Origin of the sequence: Saccharopolyspora erythraea NRRL 2338 (genome assembly GCF_000062885.1) — a bacterium.
Classification (GTDB): Bacteria; Actinomycetota; Actinomycetes; order Mycobacteriales; family Pseudonocardiaceae; genus Saccharopolyspora_D; species Saccharopolyspora_D erythraea.
Genome location: NC_009142.1, coordinates 113,653 through 136,677 on the forward strand (window position 1 = coordinate 113,653; position 23,025 = coordinate 136,677).

Annotated in this window: 15 protein-coding genes; 6 read left to right on the forward strand and 9 right to left on the reverse strand. The window is 72.5% G+C overall.

The window, feature by feature from the left end:
* Positions 1 to 518 precede the first annotated feature (518 nt).
* A complete protein-coding gene (locus tag SACE_RS00440) occupies positions 519 to 1,481 on the reverse strand; it encodes an aldo/keto reductase (protein WP_011872939.1) in 963 nt (320 codons plus the stop codon).
* Positions 1,482 to 1,633: 152 nt separating this feature from the next.
* Between SACE_RS00440 and SACE_RS00445 the strand changes: the two genes are divergently transcribed.
* From SACE_RS00445 to SACE_RS00455, 3 genes are all read left to right on the forward strand, one after another.
* Positions 1,634 to 2,947, forward strand: coding sequence for a UDP-glucose dehydrogenase family protein (locus tag SACE_RS00445; protein WP_044547055.1), 1,314 nt, complete (start codon positions 1,634 to 1,636; stop codon positions 2,945 to 2,947).
* Between the two features lie 471 nt (positions 2,948 to 3,418).
* Entirely contained in the window at positions 3,419 to 5,224 is a 1,806-nt protein-coding gene (locus tag SACE_RS00450; protein WP_009950878.1) for a gamma-glutamyltransferase family protein, read from the forward strand.
* 200 nt (positions 5,225 to 5,424) lie between these two features.
* A complete protein-coding gene (locus tag SACE_RS00455) occupies positions 5,425 to 7,524 on the forward strand; it encodes a putative bifunctional diguanylate cyclase/phosphodiesterase (protein ID WP_009950877.1) in 2,100 nt (699 codons plus the stop codon).
* A gap of 27 nt (positions 7,525 to 7,551) precedes the next feature.
* On the opposite strand, the gene SACE_RS00460 is transcribed toward SACE_RS00455, so the two are convergent.
* The 6 genes from SACE_RS00460 to SACE_RS00485 all read right to left on the reverse strand — a co-directional run bounded on the left by SACE_RS00460 (position 7,552) and on the right by SACE_RS00485 (position 13,906).
* The gene (locus SACE_RS00460) at positions 7,552 to 8,703 is read right to left on the reverse strand and encodes a glycerate kinase family protein (protein ID WP_011872941.1); all 1,152 of its coding nucleotides are present in this window, start codon (positions 8,701 to 8,703) and stop codon (positions 7,552 to 7,554) included.
* Positions 8,704 to 8,717: 14 nt separating this feature from the next.
* Positions 8,718 to 10,229 (reverse strand): SLC13 family permease, encoded by a 1,512-nt coding sequence (locus tag SACE_RS00465; protein ID WP_009950875.1) that lies wholly within the window; start codon positions 10,227 to 10,229, stop codon positions 8,718 to 8,720.
* A gap of 165 nt (positions 10,230 to 10,394) precedes the next feature.
* Positions 10,395 to 11,309, reverse strand: a complete 915-nt coding sequence (locus SACE_RS00470) for a DMT family transporter (RefSeq protein WP_009950874.1) — start codon at positions 11,307 to 11,309, stop codon at positions 10,395 to 10,397.
* Between the two features lie 239 nt (positions 11,310 to 11,548).
* Positions 11,549 to 12,211, reverse strand: coding sequence for a response regulator transcription factor (locus SACE_RS00475; RefSeq protein ID WP_009950873.1), 663 nt, complete (start codon positions 12,209 to 12,211; stop codon positions 11,549 to 11,551).
* Positions 12,208 to 13,662, reverse strand: a complete 1,455-nt coding sequence (locus SACE_RS00480) for a sensor histidine kinase (RefSeq protein WP_009950871.1) — start codon at positions 13,660 to 13,662, stop codon at positions 12,208 to 12,210. Before SACE_RS00480 ends, SACE_RS00475 begins: the two co-directional genes overlap by 4 nt.
* Positions 13,652 to 13,906 carry a hypothetical protein gene (locus SACE_RS00485; RefSeq protein ID WP_009950869.1) on the reverse strand — a complete coding sequence of 85 codons (255 nt, stop codon included), beginning with the start codon at positions 13,904 to 13,906 and terminating at the stop codon, positions 13,652 to 13,654. The genes SACE_RS00480 and SACE_RS00485 overlap by 11 nt, the downstream gene beginning before the upstream one ends.
* A 171-nt stretch (positions 13,907 to 14,077) precedes the next feature.
* Here SACE_RS00485 and SACE_RS00490 point away from each other — a divergent pair, with 171 nt between their 5' ends.
* Positions 14,078 to 17,329, forward strand: coding sequence for a glycosyltransferase (locus tag SACE_RS00490; protein ID WP_009950868.1), 3,252 nt, complete (start codon positions 14,078 to 14,080; stop codon positions 17,327 to 17,329).
* A gap of 111 nt (positions 17,330 to 17,440) precedes the next feature.
* On the opposite strand, the gene SACE_RS00495 is transcribed toward SACE_RS00490, so the two are convergent.
* Positions 17,441 to 18,688, reverse strand: coding sequence for a hypothetical protein (locus SACE_RS00495; protein ID WP_009950867.1), 1,248 nt, complete (start codon positions 18,686 to 18,688; stop codon positions 17,441 to 17,443).
* A 235-nt stretch (positions 18,689 to 18,923) separates the two neighbouring features.
* Between SACE_RS00495 and SACE_RS00500 the strand changes: the two genes are divergently transcribed.
* Both SACE_RS00500 and msrA read left to right on the forward strand, forming a co-directional pair.
* Positions 18,924 to 20,948, forward strand: coding sequence for an acyltransferase family protein (locus SACE_RS00500; RefSeq protein WP_143538043.1), 2,025 nt, complete (start codon positions 18,924 to 18,926; stop codon positions 20,946 to 20,948).
* A gap of 21 nt (positions 20,949 to 20,969) precedes the next feature.
* Positions 20,970 to 21,653, forward strand: a complete 684-nt coding sequence (msrA, locus tag SACE_RS00505; protein WP_009949312.1) for a peptide-methionine (S)-S-oxide reductase MsrA — start codon at positions 20,970 to 20,972, stop codon at positions 21,651 to 21,653.
* 96 nt (positions 21,654 to 21,749) lie between these two features.
* Here msrA and SACE_RS00510 read toward each other — a convergent pair whose 3' ends face one another.
* On the reverse strand, positions 21,750 to 22,994 hold the full coding sequence (locus tag SACE_RS00510) for a hypothetical protein (protein ID WP_011872943.1): 1,245 nt from the start codon (positions 22,992 to 22,994) through the stop codon (positions 21,750 to 21,752).
* Positions 22,995 to 23,025: the final 31 nt, after the last annotated feature.

The window sequence follows — 23,025 nt, forward strand, 5'->3', positions numbered from 1 at the left end:
GGCAGTCGGTCGCAGCCTAACCGGGTGATCTCGGACTGTGGAACAGCCGGCGACACCCGCGGCCGCTGCCGGGATCGCGGCGCGCGACGCGGGAACGACCCCGTGCGGAGCCGTTCGGAGTGAGGAGGAATGCGGCGGGCCTGGGCTGGGAGGGCGGAGGGAGTCGTGATCCGGGCGGCGGGTCAGCGGTCGTGGTCGGGGTGCCGCGAAGGCGTGTCGGCGAGCAGCAGCAGCGCCATCAGGGGCAGCGCCGCGAGCAGCGCGAGGCCGACGAACACGGCGGCGAACGCGATGAGCTCCATACCTGCCAGGGTGACGACCGACCAGGAATTCCGCGTCCGCCGCAGGGGGAATGCTGAGGTCGATCCCTGGGACGATTCAGGCACCGTCCGTGGTGATCGGCGGCCCGCGGCGCCCGAACCGCGAGGGGATCCGCACGCGTTCGGGTGACGTCTCTGCCCTGAGTCCTTCCGGTCGCCACCGCGACCCGAAGGACTCACGGGTGCGTTCGGCGGCGTTCAGCGCCGCAACGGCGGGCAGAGCGCGTCGATCTCCTCCATCTCGGCGGGCGTCGGCCGCCACTGCCCGGCCGCGGCGTTGGCCCGCACCTGCTCCGCCGTGGTCGCGCCGCTGATCACCGAGCCGACCGCCTCCTGCGCGGCCAGCCATCCGACCGCGATCGCCGTCATCTGCACGCCGCGCTGGTCGGCGAAGGCGCGCAGCCGCTCGATGCGCTCCCACGGCGCGTCGGCCAGCAGCTGGTCGCGACCCGCGAGCCTGCTGCCCTCCGGCGGTTCCTGGTCCCGCCGGTACTTGCCCGTGAGCAGGCCGTTGGCCAGCGGGAAGTACGGGATGACGCCGACGCCGAACTTCTGGCAGGCCGGGATCACCTCCCGCTCGGCCTCCCGGGCCAGCAGCGAGTAGTGGTTCTGCGCCGAGACCGGCGTCGCCAGGCCGGCCGCGGTGGCCGTCCACGACGCGTCGGCGATCTGCCAGCCCGCGAGGTTGCAGTGCCCGACGTAGCGGATCTTGCCCTCGCGGATGAGGTCGTCGAGCACCGAGAGGGTTTCCTCCAGCGGTGTCACCGGATCGGGTCGGTGCAGCTGGTAGAGGTCGATCCAGTCGGTGCCCAGCCGCCGCAGCGAGGACTCCACGGCGCGCCGCACGTAGCTGCGGGAGCCGCGGGCGGCGAAGTCGGGGCCGTTGTAGCCCTGCATGTCCATGCCGAACTTCGTCGCGATGATGGCGCTCTCGCGCCGGCCGGACAGGGCCTGCCCGAGCAGCTCCTCGCTGCGCCCGCGCGGGGAGCCGTAGACGTCGGCCACGTCGAAGAACGTGATGCCGCAGTCCAGAGCGGTGTTCACGACCTCCCTCGCGCCCGAGAGTGACTCCGTCGCCGTACCGGGCCTGCCGAGGTTGTTGCACCCCAGGCCGACCGCGCTGACCACCAGACCGGATTCGCCCAGACGTCGCTGTTCCACGGGGCGTGAGCCTAAACGGCGCAACACCGCTGGGACACATGCGACATACGTCCGGTGAACAGTTGCCCAAGTCGGTTCCGCTTTCGCGTGACTGTGCCACGATTCGAACGGAGAGGGCCGGGGCCTGGGATTTCGCCGAGAGGTGGTGTGCGGTGTTCGCCCGTCGGATCGTTGTGGTGGGGACCGGTTACGTCGGGTTGACCACGGGTGCGTGTCTGGCGTCGTTGGGGCATCGGGTGGTGTGCAGCGATGTGGACGCGGCCAAGGTGGCGGCGTTGGCGCGGGGTGAGGTGCGGATTCTGGAGCCGGGGCTGGCCGAGTTGGTGGGTGAGGGGCTGGCCGCGGGGCGGTTGGAGTTCGCGGTGGGGTCGGCGGCGGCGGTGGCCGAGGCCGAGGTGGTGTTCTTGTGCGTGCCGACGCCGATGGGTTCGGGTGGTGCGGCGGATCTGGCGGCGGTGGAGTCGGTGGTGGCCGAGGTGGGTGAGTTGCTGCCGGCGGGGTGTGTGCTGGTGTGCAAGTCGACGGTGCCGGTGGGTACCTCGGCGCGGGTGGCCGAGCTGGTGGGGCGTGCGGATGTGGCGGTGGTGAGCAATCCGGAGTTCTTGCGTGAGGGTTCGGCGGTGCATGACTTCCTGAATCCGGATCGGATCGTGGTGGGTTCGGATTCGCAGGACGCGGCGGAGCGGGTGGCGGCGTTGTATGCGCGGTTGGGGGCGCCGACGGTGCTGACCGACGCGGCGAGCGCGGAGATGGTCAAGTACGCGGCGAACTGTTTTCTGGCGACGAAGTTGTCGTATGTGAACGCGGTGGCGGAGTTGTGCGAGCGGTTGGGTGCCGATATCGCGGATGTGACCGAGGGGATGGGGTTCGATCGGCGGATCGGGCAGTCGTTCCTGCAGCCGGGTCCGGGTTGGGGTGGGTCGTGTCTGCCGAAGGACACCGCGGCGTTGATGCGGGTGGCGGAGTCGGTGGAGTTCGAGTTCGGGTTGTTGCGGGAGACGATCGCGGCCAACGCGCGGCAGCGGGAGCGGATGGTGGACAAGGTCGCCGAGGCCTGCGGGGTGGGCGCGGGTGCGTCGTTGCGGGGTGTGCGGTTGGGGTTGTTGGGGTTGACGTTCAAGGCGGGTACGGATGATCTGCGGGATTCGCCGGCGATGGCGGTGGCGGGGTTGCTGGCGGCGCGGGGTGCGGAGCTGGTGGCCTACGACCCGGGGTTGCGGGGCGATGAGCCGGGGGTGGCGGAGTTGGTGACGTTGGTGGATGACCCGTATCAGGCGGCCAAGGGCGCGGCGGGGTTGGTGGTGCTGACCGAGTGGCAGGAGTTCCGGACGGTGGACTGGACGCGGGTGGCGGGGCTGTTGGAGGGCCCGGTGGTGGTGGATACCCGCAACCATCTGGATCCGGACGTGTTGCGGCGGGCGGGGTTGTCCTGGCGGGGTGTGGGCCGCACCCCGGTGACCCCCTGACCCGACACACCGACCCCACCGGCACACCGACACACCGACCCGACCGGCACGCGACCTGCCCGGCACGCGACCTGCCCGGCACGCGACCTGGCCGACACGCGACCTGCCCGGCACACCGACCTGGCCGACACGCGACCCGACCGGCACACCGACACGGCGGCCTCGACCGTCTGGCCCGGACCGGTAGGCAGGGCCGGACCGCCAAGCCCGACCGGCAACCTCGCCGACAGGGCCGGGCCGCCGAGCCCTGGCCGGCAGTCCGGGCCGTCCAGTTCCGGTCCCCTCGGTCTTGTCGGCTGAATCGGACCACCAACCGCGGATCAGCACGCCGACCCGACCGCAACCTCGATCAGCACCGCACGATGACCGGCCATCCACCACCAGGTCGCCCCGCTCGCTCCGGGGCTGCCTTCCACCCACCGGATCGGCGGGATACCGCCTGGTCGGGTGTGGCCGAATAAGGTGGTTCGGGTGTTCACCACCCGCCCGGAGCTAGCAGGCACGCACGGCATGGTCGCGTCCACCCATTGGCTGGCTTCGGCGGTGGGGATGGCCGTCCTCGAGGACGACGGGAACGCCTTCGACGCCGCGGTGGCGGCCGGGTTCGTGCTCCAGGTCGTCGAGCCGCACCTCAACGGCCCGGGCGGCGAGGTCCCCGCGCTGTTCGCCACCGCCGAGGACCCGCGGCCGCGCGCCCTGTGCGGGCAGGGTCCCGCTCCGCGCGGTGCGACCATCCGGCACTACCGCGACGAGCTCGGCCTGGAGCTGGTCCCGGGCACCGGCTTCCTCGCCACGACCGTGCCCGGCGCCTGGGACGGCTGGCTGACGCTGCTGCGCGACCACGGCACGAAGTCGCTGCGCGATGTCCTCAAGTACGCCATCGGCTACGCGCGCAACGGCTATCCGGCGGTGGAGCGGATCGCCACCACCATCGCCACGGTCCGCGAGATGTTCACCGAGCACTGGCCGACCTCCGCCGAGCTGTGGCTGCTGCCGGGCGGCGAGGTGCCGCGGCCCGGAGCGTTGCTGCGCAATCCGGCGCTCGCCGGCACCTGGGAGCGGCTGCTGGCCGAGTCCGAGGCCGCCGCGACCGGTCGGGAGGCGCGCATCGACGCCGCCCGCCGGGCCTGGTCGCAGGGGTTCGTGGCGGAGGCGGTCGAGGAGTTCGTCCGCACCCCGCACCGCGACAACTCCGGCCGCGACAACGCGGGCGTGATCATCGGCCAGGACCTGGCCGACTTCGAGGCCACCTACGAGGACCCGCTCACCGCGGACCTGCCCGGCGGTTGGACGCTGGCGAAGTTCGGCATCTGGTCGCAGGGCCCCGCACTGGTCCAGCAGCTGCGGATGCTGGAGGACGCCGAGGTCGGCTACGCCGACGGCGTCGCCGACGCCGCCACCGTGCACGCCGCCGCGGAGGCGGCCAAGCTCGCCTTCGCCGACCGCGAGGCCTGGTACGGCGACTCCGCCGAGGAGGGCGTGCTGGAGGACCTGGTGTCCCGCGACTACGCCGCCTCGCGCCGCGCGCTCATCGGCGAGCGCGCGTCGATGGAGCTGCGCCCCGGCGCTCCCGGCGGTCGGCGGGTCCGCCTGCCCGGCTTCGTCGCGCAGGAGCGCGGCGCGGGCGGCCCGAAGGACCCCAGCGGCGTCGGGCTCGGCGAGCCGACGGTTTCGCCGACCGGGGAGAGCCGGGGCGACACGGTCCACATCGACGTGGTCGACCGCTGGGGGAACATGGTGTCGGCGACGCCGTCCGGCGGCTGGCTCCAGTCCTCCCCGGCGATCCCCGGACTCGGTTTCTGCCTAGGCAGCCGGGCGCAGATGTTCTGGCTGGACGAGGGCCTGCCGAACTCGCTCGCCCCGGGCAGGCGCCCGCGCATCACGCTCAGCCCGTCGCTGGCGCTGCGCGACGGCGTGCCGGTGCTGGCCTTCGGCACCCCGGGTGGGGACCAGCAGGACCAGTGGCAGCTGTGCTTCTGGCTCGCGCACGTGCGGGCCGGCCTGAACCTCCAGGAGGCGATCGACTCGCCCGCCTGGCACAGCGGTGCCTTCCCCAGCTCCTTCTACCCGCGCACGTGGGAGCCGGGGCGGCTGGTCGTGGAGTCCCGCCTGGGCGAGGACCGCATCGCCGAGCTGCGCCGCCGCGGCCACGACGTGCTCGACGGCGGTCCGTGGGCGCTCGGCCGCCTGTCGGCGGTCTCCCGCGACCCCGAGACCGGCACGCTGCGCGCCGCGGCGAACGCGCGCGGCGCGCAGGGCTACGCGGCAGGGCGGTGACCAGCATCTGAGACATGTGACACAAGCGCGCCACATAGACTGCTGCATCGTGTCGAAGTAGTGGAGACACTGGTAGCGGGCGGTGCGCCAACACCGCCCGGACGGAGGGCGCATCGCACGTTCGGATGACTTCGGCGGAGTATTGCGAACACCACCCGTTCCACGCGGACGGCGACGGCTCTCGGTTGTTGGAGGGACGCATGTCCGACACAGGCCTGCACGCGGACACCGACCAACCGGTCGGACCGCTGGGGCGGGCGCTGCGCGACTACGCCGTCTTCACCCTCGACCCGGACGGGCTGGTGACCAGCTGGAACCTGGGCGCCGAGCTGATCATCGGAGCGACGGCCTCCGAGGTGATCGGGCGCAGCGCCGCGGTGTTCCACACCGCCGAGCAGCGCGCCGAGGGGCACCCGGAGTGGGTGCTGGAGCAGGCGAGGAAGCTGGGCAGCCACGTCGACGAGGGCTGGCGGGTCCGCAAGGACGGCAGCCTGTTCTGGGCGCACGTGGTGACGACCGCGCTGTGGTCTTCCAAGGGTGAGCTCCGCGGCTACGCGAAGGTCGCCAGGGACGACACCGTCGTACACAACAAGCTGGAGCAGTCCTCGCGCCGGCTGGAGCAGTCCTCCCGGCTGTTCCGGGACCTGTTCTCGCTGACGCCGGTCGCGCTCGGGCTCTTCGACCGCCACGGCACGGTGCTCGACTGCAACATGGCGATGTGCGAGCTGTTCGGCCACCTGCCCGAGCGCTTGCGCGGCAGTCACGCCACCGCGCTGATCCCGCAGGACGCCCCTGCCCGCGAGCAGCTCGTCGAAGCGTTCGCGCGCGGCGTCCCGCCGGACGGGGAGAGCGTCCAGGAGTGCCGGCTGGTCCGCTCCGACGGCGAGCCGGTCTTCTGCGAGCTGCACATCGCCCGCGCCGAGGAGGACTCCGGCGAGCCGTTCTGGGTGGTGGTCTTCGAGGACGTCACCGACCGGTACCGGGAGGCCGAGTCGCTGCGCTACTGGGCCTACCACGACGAGCTCACCGGGCTGTGGAACCGCGCGGCCATCCCCGACCTGCTCGCCGACGCCCACCCCGACCGCGCCGCGGTGCTCTACTGCGACATCCGCAACTTCAGCCGGGTCAACGAGTCGCTCGGCTACCCGGCGGGCGACGAGGTGCTCGTCGCGCTGGCGCGGCGGCTGGAGGAGCACCTGCCCGAGGGCTGGCCGGTGGCCCGGGCGGCCGGTGACGAGTTCGCGGTGATCTGCCCGGACGTCGAGGAGGCGGGCGGGATCGCCGCGGTGGCGACCACCGTCTCGCGCGTCATGCACGCGGCGATCGAGGTGCGCGGCGAGCGCATCCAGGTGTCATCGATGATCGGTGCGGCTGTGGCCAGCGAGTCCGGCGGCCGGGGCGAGGACCTGGTGCGGCTGGCCATGTCGGCGCTGGTGCGGGCGAAGAAGACCGGCCGCGTCGGGATCTCGATGGCCGAACCCGCGCTGATCGACTCGCTGGAGGGCAGGCTGCGGCTGGAGGCCGAGCTGCGGCGCGCGCTCGACCGCGACGAGCTGACCCTGCACTACCAGCCGCAGGTCGGCGCCGACGGCACGATCCGCTCCGCCGAGGCGCTGATCCGCTGGCCGCACCCGCAGCGGGGACTGCTGCACCCCGACGTGTTCCTGCCGATCGCCGACCAGAACGGCATGATGCCCGACATCGACCGCTGGGTGGTGCGCCGGGCGCTGCGCGACGCCGCGAGGTGGCCGGCACCGCGCGACGGTGAGCCGGTCGCGGTCTCGCTGAACATCGGTGAGCTGATGCCCGGCTACCCGATCTTCACCGACCTGCTCGAACGCGCGGTGACCGAGACCGGCATCGACTGGAGCCGGATCATCGTCGAGCTGGTCGAGACCGCGATCGTCGACCTGCCCAGCCGGGTGCGCGCCGGGATGGCCGAGCTGACCGGCCGCGGCGTGCGGTTCGCGGTGGACGACTTCGGCACCGGCTACTCGTCGCTGAGCCGGGTGCGCGACTTCCCGGCGCAGATCATCAAGGTCGACCGCACCTTCGTCAGCGAGATCACCACCAGCCCGTACGACTTCGTCGTGGTGAAGGCGGTGACCGACCTGGCTGGCGCGCTGGGCTGCTCCTGCGTCGCCGAGGGCGTCGAGACGGTGGGGCAGTTCGACCGGCTGCGCAGCATCCCGATCGAGCGCTACCAGGGCTGGCTGTTCTCCAAGGCGGTTCCCTCGGCCGAGCTGGCCGACCTGATCGAGGCGGGCCCGATCCGGCCGGCCCTGGCCGTGGCCGAGTAGCAGAGTCCGAACTCACCCTGCGGACCCTCAGGCCGCGAGCGACCGCCCGAGCAGCAGCATCCGCAGGGTGCGGGCGGTGGCGTCGGAGATCAGCTCGGGTGCGCGGCTGATGGCGTCGGCGAGGTCCACCGGACCGGTCAGTATCCCGGCGATGGCGTCGATGCCGATGTCGTAGCTGCTCTCCGCCCCGGGGCCGATGGTGCCGGTGATGGCCAGCACCGGCTTCCCGCGGCGCTTGGCCAGCCGGGCGACCTCGGCGGGGACCTTCCCGCGCGCGGTGGAGGCGTCGATGGCGCCCTCACCGGTGATCACCAGGTCGGCGACGGCCAGGCGGCGGTCCAGGTCGGCCTGGTCGAACAGCACGTCGAACCGGGACCGCAGGGTGCCGCCGAGCCCGGCCGCGAGCCCGGCTCCGAGACCTCCGGAGGCGCCGCTGCCGGGCAGGTCGGCGATCCGCGCGCCGCCGTGCCCGCGCAGCAGGTCCGCCCAGATGCTCATGGCGGCCGCCATTTCCTCGACCTGCGCCGGAGTCGCGCCCTTCTGCGGTCCGAACACGCGGGCCACGCCGTGCGGCCCGGTCAGCACGTTGCTCGGGTTCGCGGCGATCACCAGCTTCACGCCGCGCAGCCGGGGGTCCAGGCCGCTGGTGTCGATGCGGCGTGCGCGGGCGAGTGCGTAGCCGCCGCTGCCGACGGGCCTGCCGGTGCTGTCGAGCACTCCCGCCCCCAGCGCCTGCAACGCCCCGGCACCGCCGTCGCAGATCCCGGAGTCGCCGCAGCCGACGACGACGCGGGTGGTGCCCGCGTCCAGCGCGGCCGCGATCAGCTCCCCGACGCCCCGGCTCGTGGTCAGCCCCGGGTCGCGGCGGCCGGGCGGCACCAGCGAGAGACCGGCGGCCGCGGCGACCTCGACGAACGCGGTGCGCGGCCCGTCGCCGCCGAGCAGCGCGAAGTGCGAGCGCACCGGCTCGCCGACCGGTCCGGTGACCACGACCGGCACCAGCTCGCCGCCGGTCGTGCCCGCGAGCTGCCGGGCCGACCCCTCCCCGCCGTCGATCAGCGGCATGGCGTCGACGACGGCCCGCGGCACCACGCGGCGGATGCCCGCGCCGATGGCATCGGCGACCTCCCGCGCGTCGAGGCACTCCTTGAACCCGGTGGGAGCGACCAGGAATCGCATGATCTTTTCCTCCATCAGCGCAGCGGCAGGCCGAGGACCGGCCAGACCTGGGTGGCGAACAAGAGCACCAGCGCGGCGAGCACCGGAGCCAGCAGCGCGGACAGCTTCAGCAGGTCGCGCGCGGTGTAGGTGGGGACGTCGGGCACGGCGGCGAACATCGCCACCGGCTTGGCCGACGAGGGCAGCGTGTGGCAGAAGCCCGCGGCGGCGGTCGAGGCGAAGGCCAGCGCGGCCGGGTTCATCCCCGCCGCCGCGGCGGCCGGGACGACCAGCGGGATCAGCACCGACGACCGCGCGGACCTGGACTGCACGAGCAGGTGCGCCAGGGTGCTCAGCACCACGACCGAGACCAGCAGCGTCGAGCCGGAGCCCGAGAGCAGCAGCTCGGCGGCCCACGACGCCGCGCCGGACTCGGTCAGGGCGAGGCCGAGCGCGGTCGTGGCCGCCATGAACAGCAGCGTCGACCAGGGGATCTCGGACACGGCGGCGCCGATCCGGACGGTGCCCACCTTCGGCGCGGTGATCAGCAGCGCCCCGGCGAGCGCGACCAGCGCGGGCGGGAACGGGTGCAGCGACTCGGTGCTCCACAGCACCACGACCGCGCCCAGCAGAGCGGCGGCGCGCAGCTCGTGGCGCTGGACGCGCTCGGGGATCCCCATCCGCTCGCGGAGCCCGGCACCGTCGACGCGCAGGCGCGCGGTCCGGTCGGCTCGCCGGGTGAACAGCAGCAGCACAAGCTCCGCGGCGACGTGCGAGCTCACGACGGCCAGCGGCAGACCCCACAGCAGCCACTGCGCGAAGCCGATGCCCGCGCCGGTGGCCTCGTCGAGGATCTGGCTGGTGATCAGGTGTGCGCCGGCACCGACGAGGGTGGCGACCGCCGAGAGCAGCACGACCGTCGGGAAGAGCAGCGAGAGCGCGCGCACCAGCCGCGGGCGGCCGGCGAAGGCCGACGCGAGCGCGGTGAAGACGGGCAGCACGAGCGCGGCCCGACCGCTGGTGCTGGGGATCAGCAGCGCGGTCACGACCAGCCCGGCGGAGACCAGGTGGACCAGCGCGCGGGCCGAGCGGGCGCGGCAGATCAGCGAGACCGCCAGCCGGGCGGGCAGCCCGGTGCGGCTGATGCCCGCCGCCAGCACGAACGCCGCGACCAGCAGCCAGATCTGCTCCGAGCCGAGCGTCTCGAACATCTCGTCGGGTTCGAGGGCGCCGATGGCGACCACCGCCGCGGCCGCCGCCAGCGCGACGTGGGTGTCGTCGAAGCGCTTGCTGATCCAGCCGGCCACCGCGGCGGCGAACACCAGCACGGTGCCTGCCGCCCGCGCTTGCTCGGCGGGCAGGAGCAGGAGCGAGACGCCGCCGAGCAGCGCCAGGGCGGCGGCGGTGAGCCCCACGGCCCAGCCGGTTTCGCGCCGCGGTGGTTCGGCCGCCCGCGGGCGGGCCGGAGTCCGGTAGTCGACTCCCCGCTCGTCGCCGTGCACGCGGCCGGCGATGCGGTGGTCGCCCCCTTGCTGCCCGACGTTCATGCGCTCAACGATGTGGCCGGGCGCTGAGCTGATCGTGAACGCCGGATTAGGCCAAGTTCATCCGCTGATCACTTCACAGCCGTTGTGCACAGCCTGTGGATAACTCTGTGCACAACTTGCGACCAGGGGAAACTCGACATCATTCCGGTGTTGTGCACAGGTCCCTCAGCGCCGGGTGAGGACCAGGACGAGCCCGATGCCGATGCCCGCCATGCCCAGCCAGGCCATCGCTCCCAGCCGCTCGCCGACCACGAACACGCCCAGCAGCGCCGCCACCACCGGCTCCAGCAGGCTCAGCGTCGTCGCGACCCGGACCGGTGTGTGGCGCAGGCCCGCGCCGAACAGCACGTAGGCCAGCCCCATCGGCACCACCGCGAGGTAGGCGGTGACGGCCACGCCAACCCCGGTGCTGAGCAGCGGCCCGCCGGTCCAGGCGAAGACCGGCAGCAGCACCAGCGCGGCGCTGCCGAACATCGCACCCATCACGGCCCGGGAGCCGTGGCGGCCCCCGCGCAGGATCCGGGCGGCGACCCACGAGTACATCGCGTACGACAGGCCCGCGAGCAGCCCGAGCAGGGTGCCTGCGACCGCTCCCCCGGCGTCGCCGAGCTGGACTCCGTCGGTGATGAGCAGGACGCCGCCGCCGACCGTCACGGCCGCCGCCAGCGCCCAGCGGCCGTCGAGCCGGACCCCGTCGAGGACGCGCTCGACCACGGCGGCGAACACCGGCGCCGACCCGAGCGTCACGACGGTGCCGACCGCGACCCCGGCCAAGGCCATCGAGGAGTAGAACGCCAGCGGGTACACGGCGATGGACAGCGCACCGGTCAGCAGCAGGCCGACCGGCGCCGAGCGCAGCACGCGCAGCGCGGAGCGACCGGCGACCAGGCAGAGCAGGATCCCGCCGAAGCCCATGGTCGCCGCCCCGATCGAAAGGGCGCCGGCGGACGCGGGCGCGTAGGTGGCGGCGGTGCCGGTCGTGCCCCACAGGGCGGAGGCGAGCAGGACCGGCAGGGGGCCGGTGGTGAACCGGGTCCTTCCGGGCGCGGGGCGGGAAGGCGTGAAGACGTCGTTGGACACGTGAACTCTTTTCCGTTCGCGGAGGAGATACGGCTGTCGGCGAACGGGCGCGTGCGAGGGCCCCAGGCGCACTACCTGGGGAAGTGAAACCGCGCTCCCGCGCCCGTCAGGCGGCGGGAGGCGGAGTGACGCGGTGCCAGTAAGAGCTCACGGCCTCACTCTAAAGAGTTGCGGTGACGATCTGCGTAGCGGGCTGCCCGGCGGTACCGCCACGCAAGGCGACTTCAAAGGACAGGCACTCAGACGCCGAGGCGGTAGCCCATGCCGCGGACGGTGTGGATGCGTGTGCTGCCAATCTTGCGCCGCAGCGCCCGCACGTAGACGTCCACGACATTCGAGCCGGGGTCGAAGTCGTAGCCCCAGACGTGGGAGAGGATCTGCTCGCGCGAGAGCACCTGACCGGAGTGGCGCAGGAACAGCTCCAGCATCGAGAACTCCCGTGCCGTCAGGTCGACGGTTCCCTCGGGCACCTGGGCGCGCCGGGTGCGCAGGTCCAGCGACAGCTCGCCGTCGCGCAGCACCGTCACCTCCGGAGCCCGGTCGGTGGGCCGCAACCGCAGCCGCACCCGCGCCAGCAGCTCCTCGAAGCGGAACGGCTTGGTCATGTAGTCGTCCGCGCCGCCTTCGAGGCCGGCGACCGTGTCGTGAACGGAGTCCCGCGCGGTCAGGATGATCACCGGCACCGTCACGCGCTGGGCGCGCAACGCCCGCAGCACCGCGAAGCCGTCCTTGCCCGGCAGGCCGAGGTCGAGCACGACCAGGTCGAAGTCCCCGGTCAGCACGTAGTCGAGCGCGGTGTCGCCGTCGCCGACGACGGTCGTGGTGAAGCCGTTCGCGCGCAGGCCCTTCTCGATGAAGGCGGCGATCCGGGCCTCGTCCTCGGCGATCAGGATCTTGCTCAAGAGTCGCTCTCCTCAGCGGTTCTGGTGCCGGGGGTGGCCGGCAGCTCCAACCCGAAAGTGGCGCCCTCGCCCGGCGCGGAAAGCACCCGCACCCGTCCGTGGTGGGCCTCGGCGATGGCCCTGACGATCGCCAGTCCGAGCCCCGCGCCGCCGCGGCCGGGGCCGCTGCCGTGCGAGAAGCGTTCGAAGATCTTCTCGACCTCGGCCGGGTCGACGCCGGGTCCCTCGTCGGTGACCCACAGCGAGATCCGGCCCAGGCTCAGCGCGGACCCGATCCTGATCGTCGAGCCGGGCTCGGTGTGCTGCACGGCGTTCTGCGCGAGCTGCACCATCGCCTGGGTGACCCGCTGCTCGTCGACCACGACCTCACCCTCGCCGATGCCCTCCAGCACCCACCTGCGGTCGGCGATCGAGCGGGCCTTGGCCTCGATGTCGCTGGTCAGCTCGGCGAGCGAGACCGGGGCCGGGGTGACGAAGTCGGGGCGGTCGGCCTTGGCGAGCATCAGCAGGTCCTCGACGATGCGGGTCATCCGGTCCAGCTCGTCGGTGCACAGCCGCACCACCTCCTCCCGCTCCGCCGGATCGTCGCCGAGCAGCTCGAGGTTGCCGCGCACGATCGTGATGGGCGTCCGCAGCTCGTGGCTGGCGTCGTCGACGAACCGGCGCTGCGTGCGGAAGGCGTCCTCCAGCCGGTCCAGCATGGCGTTGAACTGGTCGGCCAGCGCGGCGATGTCGTCGCGGCCCTCCACCGGGATGCGCCGGGTCAGGTCGTGCTCGCTGATCTCGGCCGCGGCCTGCCGCACGGTGCGCACCGGGGCCAGGATCTCGGCCGCCACCACCCACGACGAGATCGCCGCGAGCAGCACACCGAACGCGCTGACCAGCAGCAACGTCTGGACGGTGCGGTCGGCTTCGGCGGTCTCGGCCGCGGTGAAGTGCTCGGTGACGAACCACGCGTCCACGCCGTTGCTCACCGCGTGCACCTTCACCCAGCGCATCGGCCCGGCCGGGGTGTCGACCCGGCCGTGGTTGGCGGGGGAGGAGACGATGGGGCCGAGGACGGCGGGGTCGGAGGCCACCGGCTTGAGCCCGTCCTGCGCCTGGGTTATCGGCTCCAGACCCGCCGGCGTGCGCCACACGCCGATCAGCGCCTCGGCGGTGTCGGGGTACTGCCTGCTCAGGTGCGAGTGGAACAGCGACTGCGGATCGGTGAACAACTGCCTGGTCACCGGGTCGCGGCCCTTCTCGGCGAACTGGCTGAACTCCCGGGCCTCCTGCTCCATCGACCTGGTGACCTGGTTGTTGACGTCGTTGTGCAGGAACTGCCGCACGATCAGGATCACCGACAGCAGCACGACCACCAGAACCAGCAGCATCCAGCCCATGATCTGGGCGCGCGCGGGGATGCGGGTGCCGTGCCTGCGCTGGGCGGTGCGCGGCTCAGTCGTCATGGTCGGCGTCGTGGTCGTCGTCATCGTCGTCTGGCGGTGGCGGCGGCAGCTGGGCGGGCGGTGTCCCCGGGGGCGGCGCGACCGAGGGCACCGGTTGGTCCGGGCCCGGCGAGCTGCCGATCCGCACCTGCGCGGGCACGTCCGGGACGCGTGGCCCGTCGGTGATGGCGAAGCTGACCACGACGGCCGCGATCGGCAGCGCCAGCGCCAGGACGAGCAGGAGCGCGCGGGGAACCGACCTCATGCCACCACTGTGACCGCCGCACCCGCGCGCCGGGATGAAGAGAAGATGAGAACTTCCTCATCCGCCCGTACGGAGGTGCCGGCATCCCCCGCGCGAGTCGGGCGATCCCGCCCCGTGGAGCGGAAGCGACGCGCTAGCCTGCGGGCAGACTTCTCGCGGTGAGGGACGACGATGATCGACAACAGCGGCAGCGGTGACGACCGGCTCATCGACTGGACCGGCGAGCGCTGCGTCCCGTGGGCGGACGACGTCCAGGTGATCTACGAGCACTACCACCGCTACGCGATCGCCGCGCGCTTCGTGAAGGGCAAGCGCGTCCTCGACCTGGCCTGCGGCGAGGGCTACGGCGCGGCGCTGCTGGCCGCCGAGGGCGCAGAGGTCGTCGGCGTCGACATCGACGAGACCACCGTCGAGCACGCCCGGCGCACCTACGGCGGCCGCGACGTCAGCTTCCGCACCGGTTCCATCACCGACCCCGACCTGCTGGCCGACGAGAAGCCGTTCGACGTGGTCGTCTGCTTCGAGGCCATCGAGCACGTCGCCGAGCACGACGCGGTGCTGGCGCTGGTGCGCAACCGGCTCGTGCGCGGCGGGCTTTTCCTGGTCAGCACCCCGGACACCGCCGTCTACCAGCACGAGCACGGCAACGACAACCCGTTCCACGTCAAGGAGCTCACCGCGCCGGAGTTCGAGTCCCTGCTGGAGGGCGCGTTCCGGCACGTCGCGCTGCTCAAGCAGAACGTCGCGGTCGGCTCGGTCATGACGCCCGCCGACCCGGGCGACCCGGACACCGCCATCGACGGCGTCCGGCTCCAGACGCTGCGCCAGGGCGAGGACCGCTGGACCGTCGAGCCGGGCCTGCCGCACACCTACCTGGTCGGCATCGCCTCCGACCGCCAGCTGCCGAAGCTGCCCGGCTCGGCCGTACTGCTCGACGCCGGCCTGACCCTCGCCCACGGGGCCGGCGGCGCGGTCGTCGAGCAGCGCGACACCGCCGTCGCCGACGTCGCCAAGCTCAACCGGCTCTACCAGCGCAGCCGCGTCGAGGCCGAGGAGCTGAAGGCGACGATCACCAAGCTCGAGTCGCTGCGGCGGCAGGAGGAGCAGCGCGCCGAGACCGCCGAGCGCGAGCGTGCGGAGCTGCGCGTCGTCGTCGACACCAAGCTTTCCGCCGCCGAGCAGGCCGCCGAACGCGACGCCGCCCGCATCGAGTGGCTGCAGGACAGCCTCGCCCGCCTCGAAGGCCGCGTCGCCGAAGCCGAGCAGCGCGCCGCCGAGCTCACCGCCACCAACGCCGAGCTCGCCGCCCAGAACTCCGCGCTCGTGCAGCGCGCGGTCGGCAAGTACCGGCAGGTCGTCGAGCGGGTCGCCCCGCGGGGCACGACCCGCCGCGACGTCTACGAGATCGCGCTCGGCCGCAAACCCGGCGTGCCGCAGGTGACCGAGACGGCCGAAACCAGTCCGCTGCCGGTGCCGTGCAGCGACCGCCCGGTCGTCAGCGTGATCGTCCCGGTGCACGGAAAGTGGCCCTACACCCGGCAGTGCCTGCGGTTCCTGGCCGGGCACCTGGTGTCGGTGCCATTCGAGGTGATCGTCGTCGACGACGCCTCCCCGGACGACAGCGCCGCCAAGCTCGCCGCCTGCGAGGGCGTCCGCCTGGTGCGCGCCGAGCGCAACCTCGGCTTCATCGGCGCCTGCAACCTCGGCGCCGAGCACGCCCGCGGCGAGCACCTGTTCTTCCTGAACAACGATGCCGAGGTCACCGAGTCCTGGCTGGACATCCTGGTCGAGACGATGGAGTCCGACGAGCGCATCGGCCTGGTCGGTGCCAAGCTCGTCTACCCGGACGGCCGGTTGCAGGAGTGCGGCGGCATCGTCTGGGCCGACGGAAACGGCTGGAACTACGGCCGCAACGGCGACGCCGGCGCCGCGGAGTTCAACGACGTGCGCGACGTCGACTACTGCTCGGGCGCGGCGATCCTGGTGCGCGCCGAGCTGTTCCGCGGCGTCGGCGGCTTCGACACCCGCTACGCGCCCGCCTACTACGAGGACACCGACCTCGCCTTCGCCGTCCGCGCGCGGGGCTACCGCACCGTGGTGCAGCCGAAGGCCGTGGTCGTGCACCACGAAGGCGTGTCCAACGGCACCGACATCAGCACCGGCGTGAAGAAGCACCAGGAGCTCAACCGCCGGGCCTTCGTCGAGAAGTGGGCGGACACGCTGGCCGCCGAGCACCTGCCGGAAGCCTCCCCGCGCAACCTGTGGCTGGCCCGCCACCGCGGCACCCGCGGCCACCACGGCCCGATCGTGCTGGTCAAGGACCACCAGGTGCCGCGACCGGACTTCGACTCCGGCTCGGTGCGCATCCGCCGCATCATGCAGCAGCTCGTCGAACTCGGCTGCCGCGTGGTGTTCTTCCCCGGCAACCACGCCCGCCTGGAGCCCTACACCACCGACCTGCAGCAGCTCGGAGTCACCGTCCTGCCCGCACCGGAGCTCCAGCAGGCGTTCCTGGCCGAGGCGGGCTCGGAGATCTCGATGGCGCTGCTCTCGCGCCCGCAGGTGGCGTGGAGCCTGGTCGAGGAGCTGCGCACCAGCGCGCCGCAGTGCGTCATCGCCTACGACACCGTGGACGTGCACTTCCTGAGGCTCGAGCGGCAGGCGGCGCTGGCCGAGTCGCAGGGCGAGGCCGAGGCCGGGCAGGCTCTGCGCCGCAAGGCGTTCGCGTCGCGCCAGATGGAGCTGGGCCTGACCCGGTCCTGCGACGTCACGCTGGTGGTCTCGGAGGCCGAGCGCGAGCTGCTGACCGAGCTGGTGCCCGACGCCGACGTGCGGGTGCTGTCCAACGTCCACGAGATCGACTGGCAGGCGGCCGACCCGGCGGGACGGCGAGACGTGCTGTTCGTCGGCAGCTTCGACCACCCGCCGAACAGCGACGCGGTGCGCTGGGCGGCGCAGGAGATCATGCCGCTGGTGCGGGAGAAGTGCCCGGACGCGGTGCTGCACGTCGTCGGCAGCAACCCCACCGGCGAGGTCCGGGAGCTGGCCGGCCGCGGTGTCGAGGTGCACGGCTGGGTGCCCGATCTCGCGCCGCTGTACCGGCGCAGCCGCGTCACGCTGGCACCGCTGCGCTTCGGCGCGGGCGTCAAGGGCAAGGTCGGCGAAAGCCTCGGCGAGGGCGTCCCGGTGGTCGGCACGACGGTCGCGACGGAGGGCATGCACCTGGTCGACGGCCGCGACGTGCTCGTCGCCGACGACGCCCGCGGCTTCGCCGACGCCGTCGTCCGGCTGCTCATCGACGACGAGGCGTGGCAGCGGCTTTCGGAAGCCGGCAAGGTCGCCGTCGCCGCGCAGTTCGGACCGGCGGTGTCGCTGGGCACGCTGCGCGAGCTCCTGAGCAAGGTCACCGACGAGGTCGCCTGACACCCGGGCGGCCCCGCCGTTGCGCGACCTCGTCGCCCACGGTGGCCGCGTTGGACGCAAAAAGATGAGGGGGATGCCGACCGGCATCCCCCTCATCCTTTCCCGCTCAGGTCACTCCCGCACGGTCGGCGGGCTCTGCTGGAGCTGCTGACCCAGCACCGTCTGGAACTGCTGCTGCGCGGCGGCCTTGTCGTCGGCGCCGACGTCGATGATGACCGCCCAGTTGTGCACCACGTAAGCCGTCCGGAACACGTTGCCCGCCGACTTCACCTGCACGCCCTGGTACGACAGCTCGTCCACGGTGGACAGACCCTGCTGCGACTCCAGGTACTTCTTCACCAGGCCCGACGCGGTGTTCTGGTCGGGCATGCGCAGCGCCAGCAGCGTCGACCGCGGCGCGCCCTCGGTGCCGACGAACCAGCCGTCGGCGAAACCGTTCTGCAGCGCGAAGTCGCGCACCTGCTGCGGCTGGAGCAGCCCGGCCCTCGGGCCGCTGAGCAGCGCCGGGTCCAGCGCGCCGTTCCACAGGTGCGGCGGTCCGCCGGGAGACGCGATGAGCACCTCCTGCGAGGTGGCGGGCGGCGCCGGCTTGGCGGCGGGCGGCTCGGGGAGCGCGCTGGTGGTGGGCGGCGGCTCCTGCTGCTGCGTCGTGCCCTGGGCGTCGGGCACCTGCTCCTCGCCGCCGGAGGTGAAGTAGAAGACGCCGGCCACGATCACGCCGGCCAGCAGCACACCGCCGATCGACAGGCCCGCGACCAGCTTGCCCTTCGAGGACTTGCCCGCGGATTCGAAGACCTCCGGGCCCTGGCGCATCCAGCTGGTGTCGCCGTGCTCGGCGGGCGGCAGCTCGTCACCCCACGGCGTGCCGGGGTTGTCCGAGGTGCTCCACCCCTGCTGCTGCGGCCACTGCTGCTGGCCCTGCTGCTGACCGGGCCACTGCTGCTGCGGCGCCTGGTTGAGGTTGACGACCTGGGTGCTCTCCGAGTCGCCGCCGTGCTGCGCCGGAGGCTGCTGCAGCATCGGGTTGTGGACGATCTGCGTCGACTCCTCGCCGGCGGGCGGCTGCGGGCCCTGCGGCCCGGGCTGCGGAACGCCCTGCGCGGCGGCGCCCCAGTTGAACGCGGGCGGGAACGGGTCGGCCTGCCCCGGCTGCTGCTGCGGGAAGCCTCCGGACTGCGGGTCCTGCTGGGGGAATCCGCCGGATTGGGGATCCTGCTGGGGAAAACCGCCGGAGGTGGGACCGGACTGCGCCTGCGCCCTGCCGAGCGCGACGTCGCGGCGGTTGCGGTACTCCTCGGCGGAGATGCGTCCAGCCGCTAGTTCGGCGTCGAGATGTTGCAGCTCGTCTTGCCAGGTCACCGATGCGCCCTTTCCGGATTGGCGACCGCACACCAATGGCGATCGACCGCCATTTTGCACCCCTGCGCAATGGTCGGGTGCACCGGCCGGATAACGATCCGGCGGTTCCCCCCGCTTCACCCGCAGTTAACGGTAGCCCAGGTGGAGGCAATGGTCTCCATAGATCGACCAGGGCGGGATACGCTACGCAGCGTTGATCCGGTGGTGGGGGCCATGTCGTGATGGGGTGATCTGGGTGGGTGACGCCAGAGTCGTCCACGCCCGCCCCGAGTTGTTCGCATCGCCCAACCACGGATTCGCGTGGATCCGCATGATCGGCGCGCTCGTGGTCATCTACGGGCACAGCTCTCCGCTGGTCGGCACGGGTGAGCTGTTCCCGCCGGAATGGCCGGTGCAGCCCGACGAGGGCGTGCTCATGGGGTTCTTCGCCATGAGCGGTTTCCAGATCACCGAGAGCTGGATCCGCGACCCGCATCCGGCGCGCTTCGCCGCCAAGCGCGTCCTGCGGCTGTGGCCGCCGATGCTCACCGTGACGCTCGGCATGGCGCTGGTCGTCGGCCCGATGGTCACAACGCTGCCCGTCGGCGAGTACTTCAGCGCGCACGGCACGTGGGGCTACATCGTCAACAACGCGGGCATGCTCACGCTCAAGCACGAGCTGCCGGGGGTCTTCACCGGCAACCCGTGGCCGGACGCGGTCAACGGTTCGCTGTGGACGCTGCCGATGGAGCTGCTCGCCTACGGCGGCCTCTACACCCTGCTGCTGCTCGGCGCGGGCAAGCAGCGCTACCGCTGGCTCTCGGTGGTCGCGCTGGTCGGTCTGGTGGCCTGGGACAGGCACTTGGAGGACACCCCGGGCGCGGAGTCGGCGGGCTCGCTGCTGAGCGTGCCGATCGAGTCGCTGGTGGCGTTCCTGGTGGCGTTCGCGCTGGGAGTCGTGCTCAACCTCTACCGCGTCCCGCTCTCGCCCGTCGCGGCTGCCGCGGGACTCGGCGTGCTGGTGCTGATGCCGAACAACCAGGTCGGCTCGTTCCTGATGACCTTCGCCGTCAGCTACGCGGTCATCGTGACCGGCCACTTCTGGCCTTCGCGGCTGGAGGTGCCGGGGGTGTGGGTCAACGGCAGCTACGGCGTCTACGTCTGGGGCTTCCCGATCCAGCAGCTGCTGGCGATGGCGGGCATCGCCAACCAGTACCTGATGCTGGTCTGCGCCGCGCCGCTGGCGTACGTGATGGGCACGCTGTCGTGGAAGTACGTCGAGGACCCCACGATGCGGCTGCGGCACTACATCACCCCGGCGCAGCCGGAGCCGTCGCGCAAGCCGTCGCCGTCGCTGGAGGACGAGGAGCACGGCGAGGCCGACGACGAACCGGACGACGACGCCTTCGACGATCTTGCCGACGACCTCGATGGTGCTGAGGAGCGGAACGGCGCCGACCGCCGTGATCGCCCAGCGCCGCCCGACCGCCTCGACGACCGGGAACCCCGGCGCGCAGCTTTCCCCGAATCCGGGCGCGCAGCTTTCCCCGAGACGGAGGTGACATCCCTTCCCGCCGCCGAGGACGCCACTCGACGCCGAATGCCGCCCCGCGACCCGTCGGCGCCGGCGCACCGACGCGCCGCCGATCCCGGGGAGCCTTCCCACGGCTCTCCGTCACCGTGGACACCGCCGACCCGGCGGGCCCCGGACCCGGCCGCAGCCCCGTCTCGCCCGCACCAGCGGCCCCGGCCGCCCGCGTCCCCCGGCTTCCCCGAGGCTTCGCCGTCATCCCCCAACGGCCGCTCATCCCGCCACGCCACACCCCCCGCGGCCGCACAGTCCGGACAGCCGGCTCCCTCCGCTCCCTACGGCCCGTCCGGGCCGGACTCGCCGGCTTCGCCGCGCTCCGCCCCGCCCCGGCCCGCCGGGCCCGCTCCGCGGCCCGGCGCGGTGCCGGGCACGTGGCCCGTGCGCCCGGACGCTCCGCGCCCGGACGCTCCGCCGTCGGGCGGCGCGGCACCTCCGGTGCCACCGCGCCGCCCGCGCCCGCCGCGCGCCGTTGCGCCGCCGAGCTCCAACGGCCACCGTCCGCCGGCTCCGGACGAGGACTCCGTCCTCGCCCGCCGGCTCTCCGGCGCGGTCGAGCCGCCGTCGGGGCCGCGCCCCGCGCCTCCGGCGCGCGGGCAGGGCGGTCGGCACGCCCGACCGGACCAGCGGCAGTCCGAGGAGGAGACCCGTCCCGCGATGCGGTCGTTTCCCGGAGAGGTGGACGGCACGTGACCGCCGCGTACCCTCGTCGGTATGGCGCTGTTCGGTGACCCGTTCTCCTCGCACAAGGTCCGCATGGTCGAGCCGGGTGATGCGCTGGCGGGCCGTTCGACGCCGATGCCGGTGTCGGAGTGGCACGCCGTGCACCCGGATCGGCGCATCGTCCCGCCGTTCCCGGAGGGCCTGGCCACCGCCGTGGTGGGCATGGGCTGCTTCTGGGGCGCGGAGCGCACGTTCTGGCGCACCGAGGGCGTGTGGTCGACGGCCGTCGGCTACGCGGGCGGCTACACGCCGAACCCGACCTACGAAGAGGTGTGCAGCGGCCTGACCGGCCACACCGAGGCGGTCCTGGTGGTCTTCGACCCGAAGGTGATCAGCTACGAGCAGGTCCTCAAGGTCTTCTGGGAGAACCACGACCCGACCCAGGGCATGCGCCAGGGCAACGACGTCGGCACCCAGTACCGCTCGGCGATCTACTACGCCGACGACCAGCAGCGACAGATCGCCGAGGCCAGCCGCGACCAGTTCCAGGCGGCCCTCACCGCCGCGGGCCACGGCACCGTCTCCACAGAACTCGCGCCCCTGCGCGACTTCTACTACGCCGAGACCTACCACCAGCAGTACCTGAGCGACGCCAAGAACCCCAACGGCTACTGCGGCATCGGCGGCACCGGCGTGTCGTGCCCGGTGGGGTTGGCCATGCCGGGCGATAGCTGAGCCGGGAGCCGCCCACCTGCATTGGCGGCGAGCACGCCGGAGCCCGGACTCATCCCTGGGTAGGGGCGAATCCGGGCTCTCGTGCGACCTTCGCGGTTACTTCGTGCCGTCTCCGGTACCGGCAGCACTGCCGCCGCTACCGCTCTGACCGCTGGTGGCGTTGCCGGCGCCGACCGCGGAGCCGCCGCTGCTGGTCCCAGCCTCCGTGCTGTCGCCCTCCCCGACGGCGGTGCCGCCCGTGTTCTGGCCGTTGGAGGCGTTGCCCTCGCCGACGGCCGTGCCGTCGCTCTTGCCGGCAGTGGTGCCCTTCTTGCCCGCTGACTCCTTGCCGTCCCCGGTGTCGCTGCCTACGCCGGAACCGGTGCCGACGTCGTCGGACTTCTTGGAGGACTGCTCCTCACCACCCGAGCCGGGAACGCGCTGGTCCGGATCCTGCTCGCGCTTGCCGTCTTCCTCGCCGTCGGCGGTCTGGGCAGGCGACTTCGCTTCCTCCTCGCCGGGCTTGTTCTGCTCGTCTTCCTTCTGCTCGTCCTTGACGATCTCGTCACCGGTCGGTGCGGCGGGAGCCTCGACCGGCCTCGGCGTGGCGGGAACCTCGACCGGCTTGGGGACGAACGGGACTCCGGTGACGTCCTCGAACTTCTTCGCGGCCTTCGCGAACTCCTGGTCGGCCACCTCGGCGGCGCCCTCGGCGCTGCGGGCGGCCGACTCGGCCATCCGCACGCGGTTCTCGAGCTCGCGCATCTGGTTGCCGGCGGTCACGACAGCCGTGTTGGCCTGGCGGAGCTCTTCCTTCTTGTTCGTGTGCAGCTGCACGGCGTCGTTGAACGCGAGGCGGGCCTGCAGGAGCACGGCCTTGAGGACGACGTTGGTGGGGTCCGCCTTCGCGGCCGCTTCCGCCCTGTTGAAGTCCTCGATCGTCTTGGCGAGCTGCTCCTCGGCGGCGTTGAGCTCGTCCAGCTTGCTGAACGCGATGCCGAAGAGCCTGCCGCGCTCGGCCTCGGCCGCGGCCCGCTGCCCCTCCAGCTCGTTCGCCGTCGCACGGGCGGCATCAGCGGCGTTGCGCGCCTCCTCGGCGTTCCGGAACGCCTTGTTGGCGTCGTCCTCGACCTGCTTGGCCTCTTCCGGGGTGACCTGGCGCTGCTTGAAACCGGCGGTGAGCGACGGTGCGCCGGCGACGGTGGAAGCGGAGGCCACGGGTTCCGCCTGGGCCGTCCCCAGGCTGGCCATACCCAGGCCGCCTGCGATGCCGAGTGTCAGGACTGCGGCGACCGTCCTATTACCGGTGGATCGCGTGGGCTTGACGCGGTCGGTGGGGGTGAATCGTCCGGTGTCGTTCAACGCCGGTCTCCTTTTCTGCTCATCCGGCGCC

Excerpts from the sequence above, each read along its gene's own strand:
- SACE_RS00455 (WP_009950877.1), top strand. The coding sequence starts at position 5,425 with ATGTCCGACACAGGCCTGCACGCGGACACCGACCAACCGGTCGGACCG.
- SACE_RS00460 (WP_011872941.1), bottom strand. The coding sequence starts at position 8,703 with ATGCGATTCCTGGTCGCTCCCACCGGGTTCAAGGAGTGCCTCGACGCG.
- SACE_RS00465 (WP_009950875.1), bottom strand. The coding sequence starts at position 10,229 with ATGAACGTCGGGCAGCAAGGGGGCGACCACCGCATCGCCGGCCGCGTG.
- SACE_RS00480 (WP_009950871.1), bottom strand. The coding sequence starts at position 13,662 with ATGACGACTGAGCCGCGCACCGCCCAGCGCAGGCACGGCACCCGCATC.
- SACE_RS00485 (WP_009950869.1), bottom strand. The coding sequence starts at position 13,906 with ATGAGGTCGGTTCCCCGCGCGCTCCTGCTCGTCCTGGCGCTGGCGCTG.
- SACE_RS00490 (WP_009950868.1), top strand. The coding sequence starts at position 14,078 with ATGATCGACAACAGCGGCAGCGGTGACGACCGGCTCATCGACTGGACC.
- msrA (WP_009949312.1), top strand. The coding sequence starts at position 20,970 with ATGGCGCTGTTCGGTGACCCGTTCTCCTCGCACAAGGTCCGCATGGTC.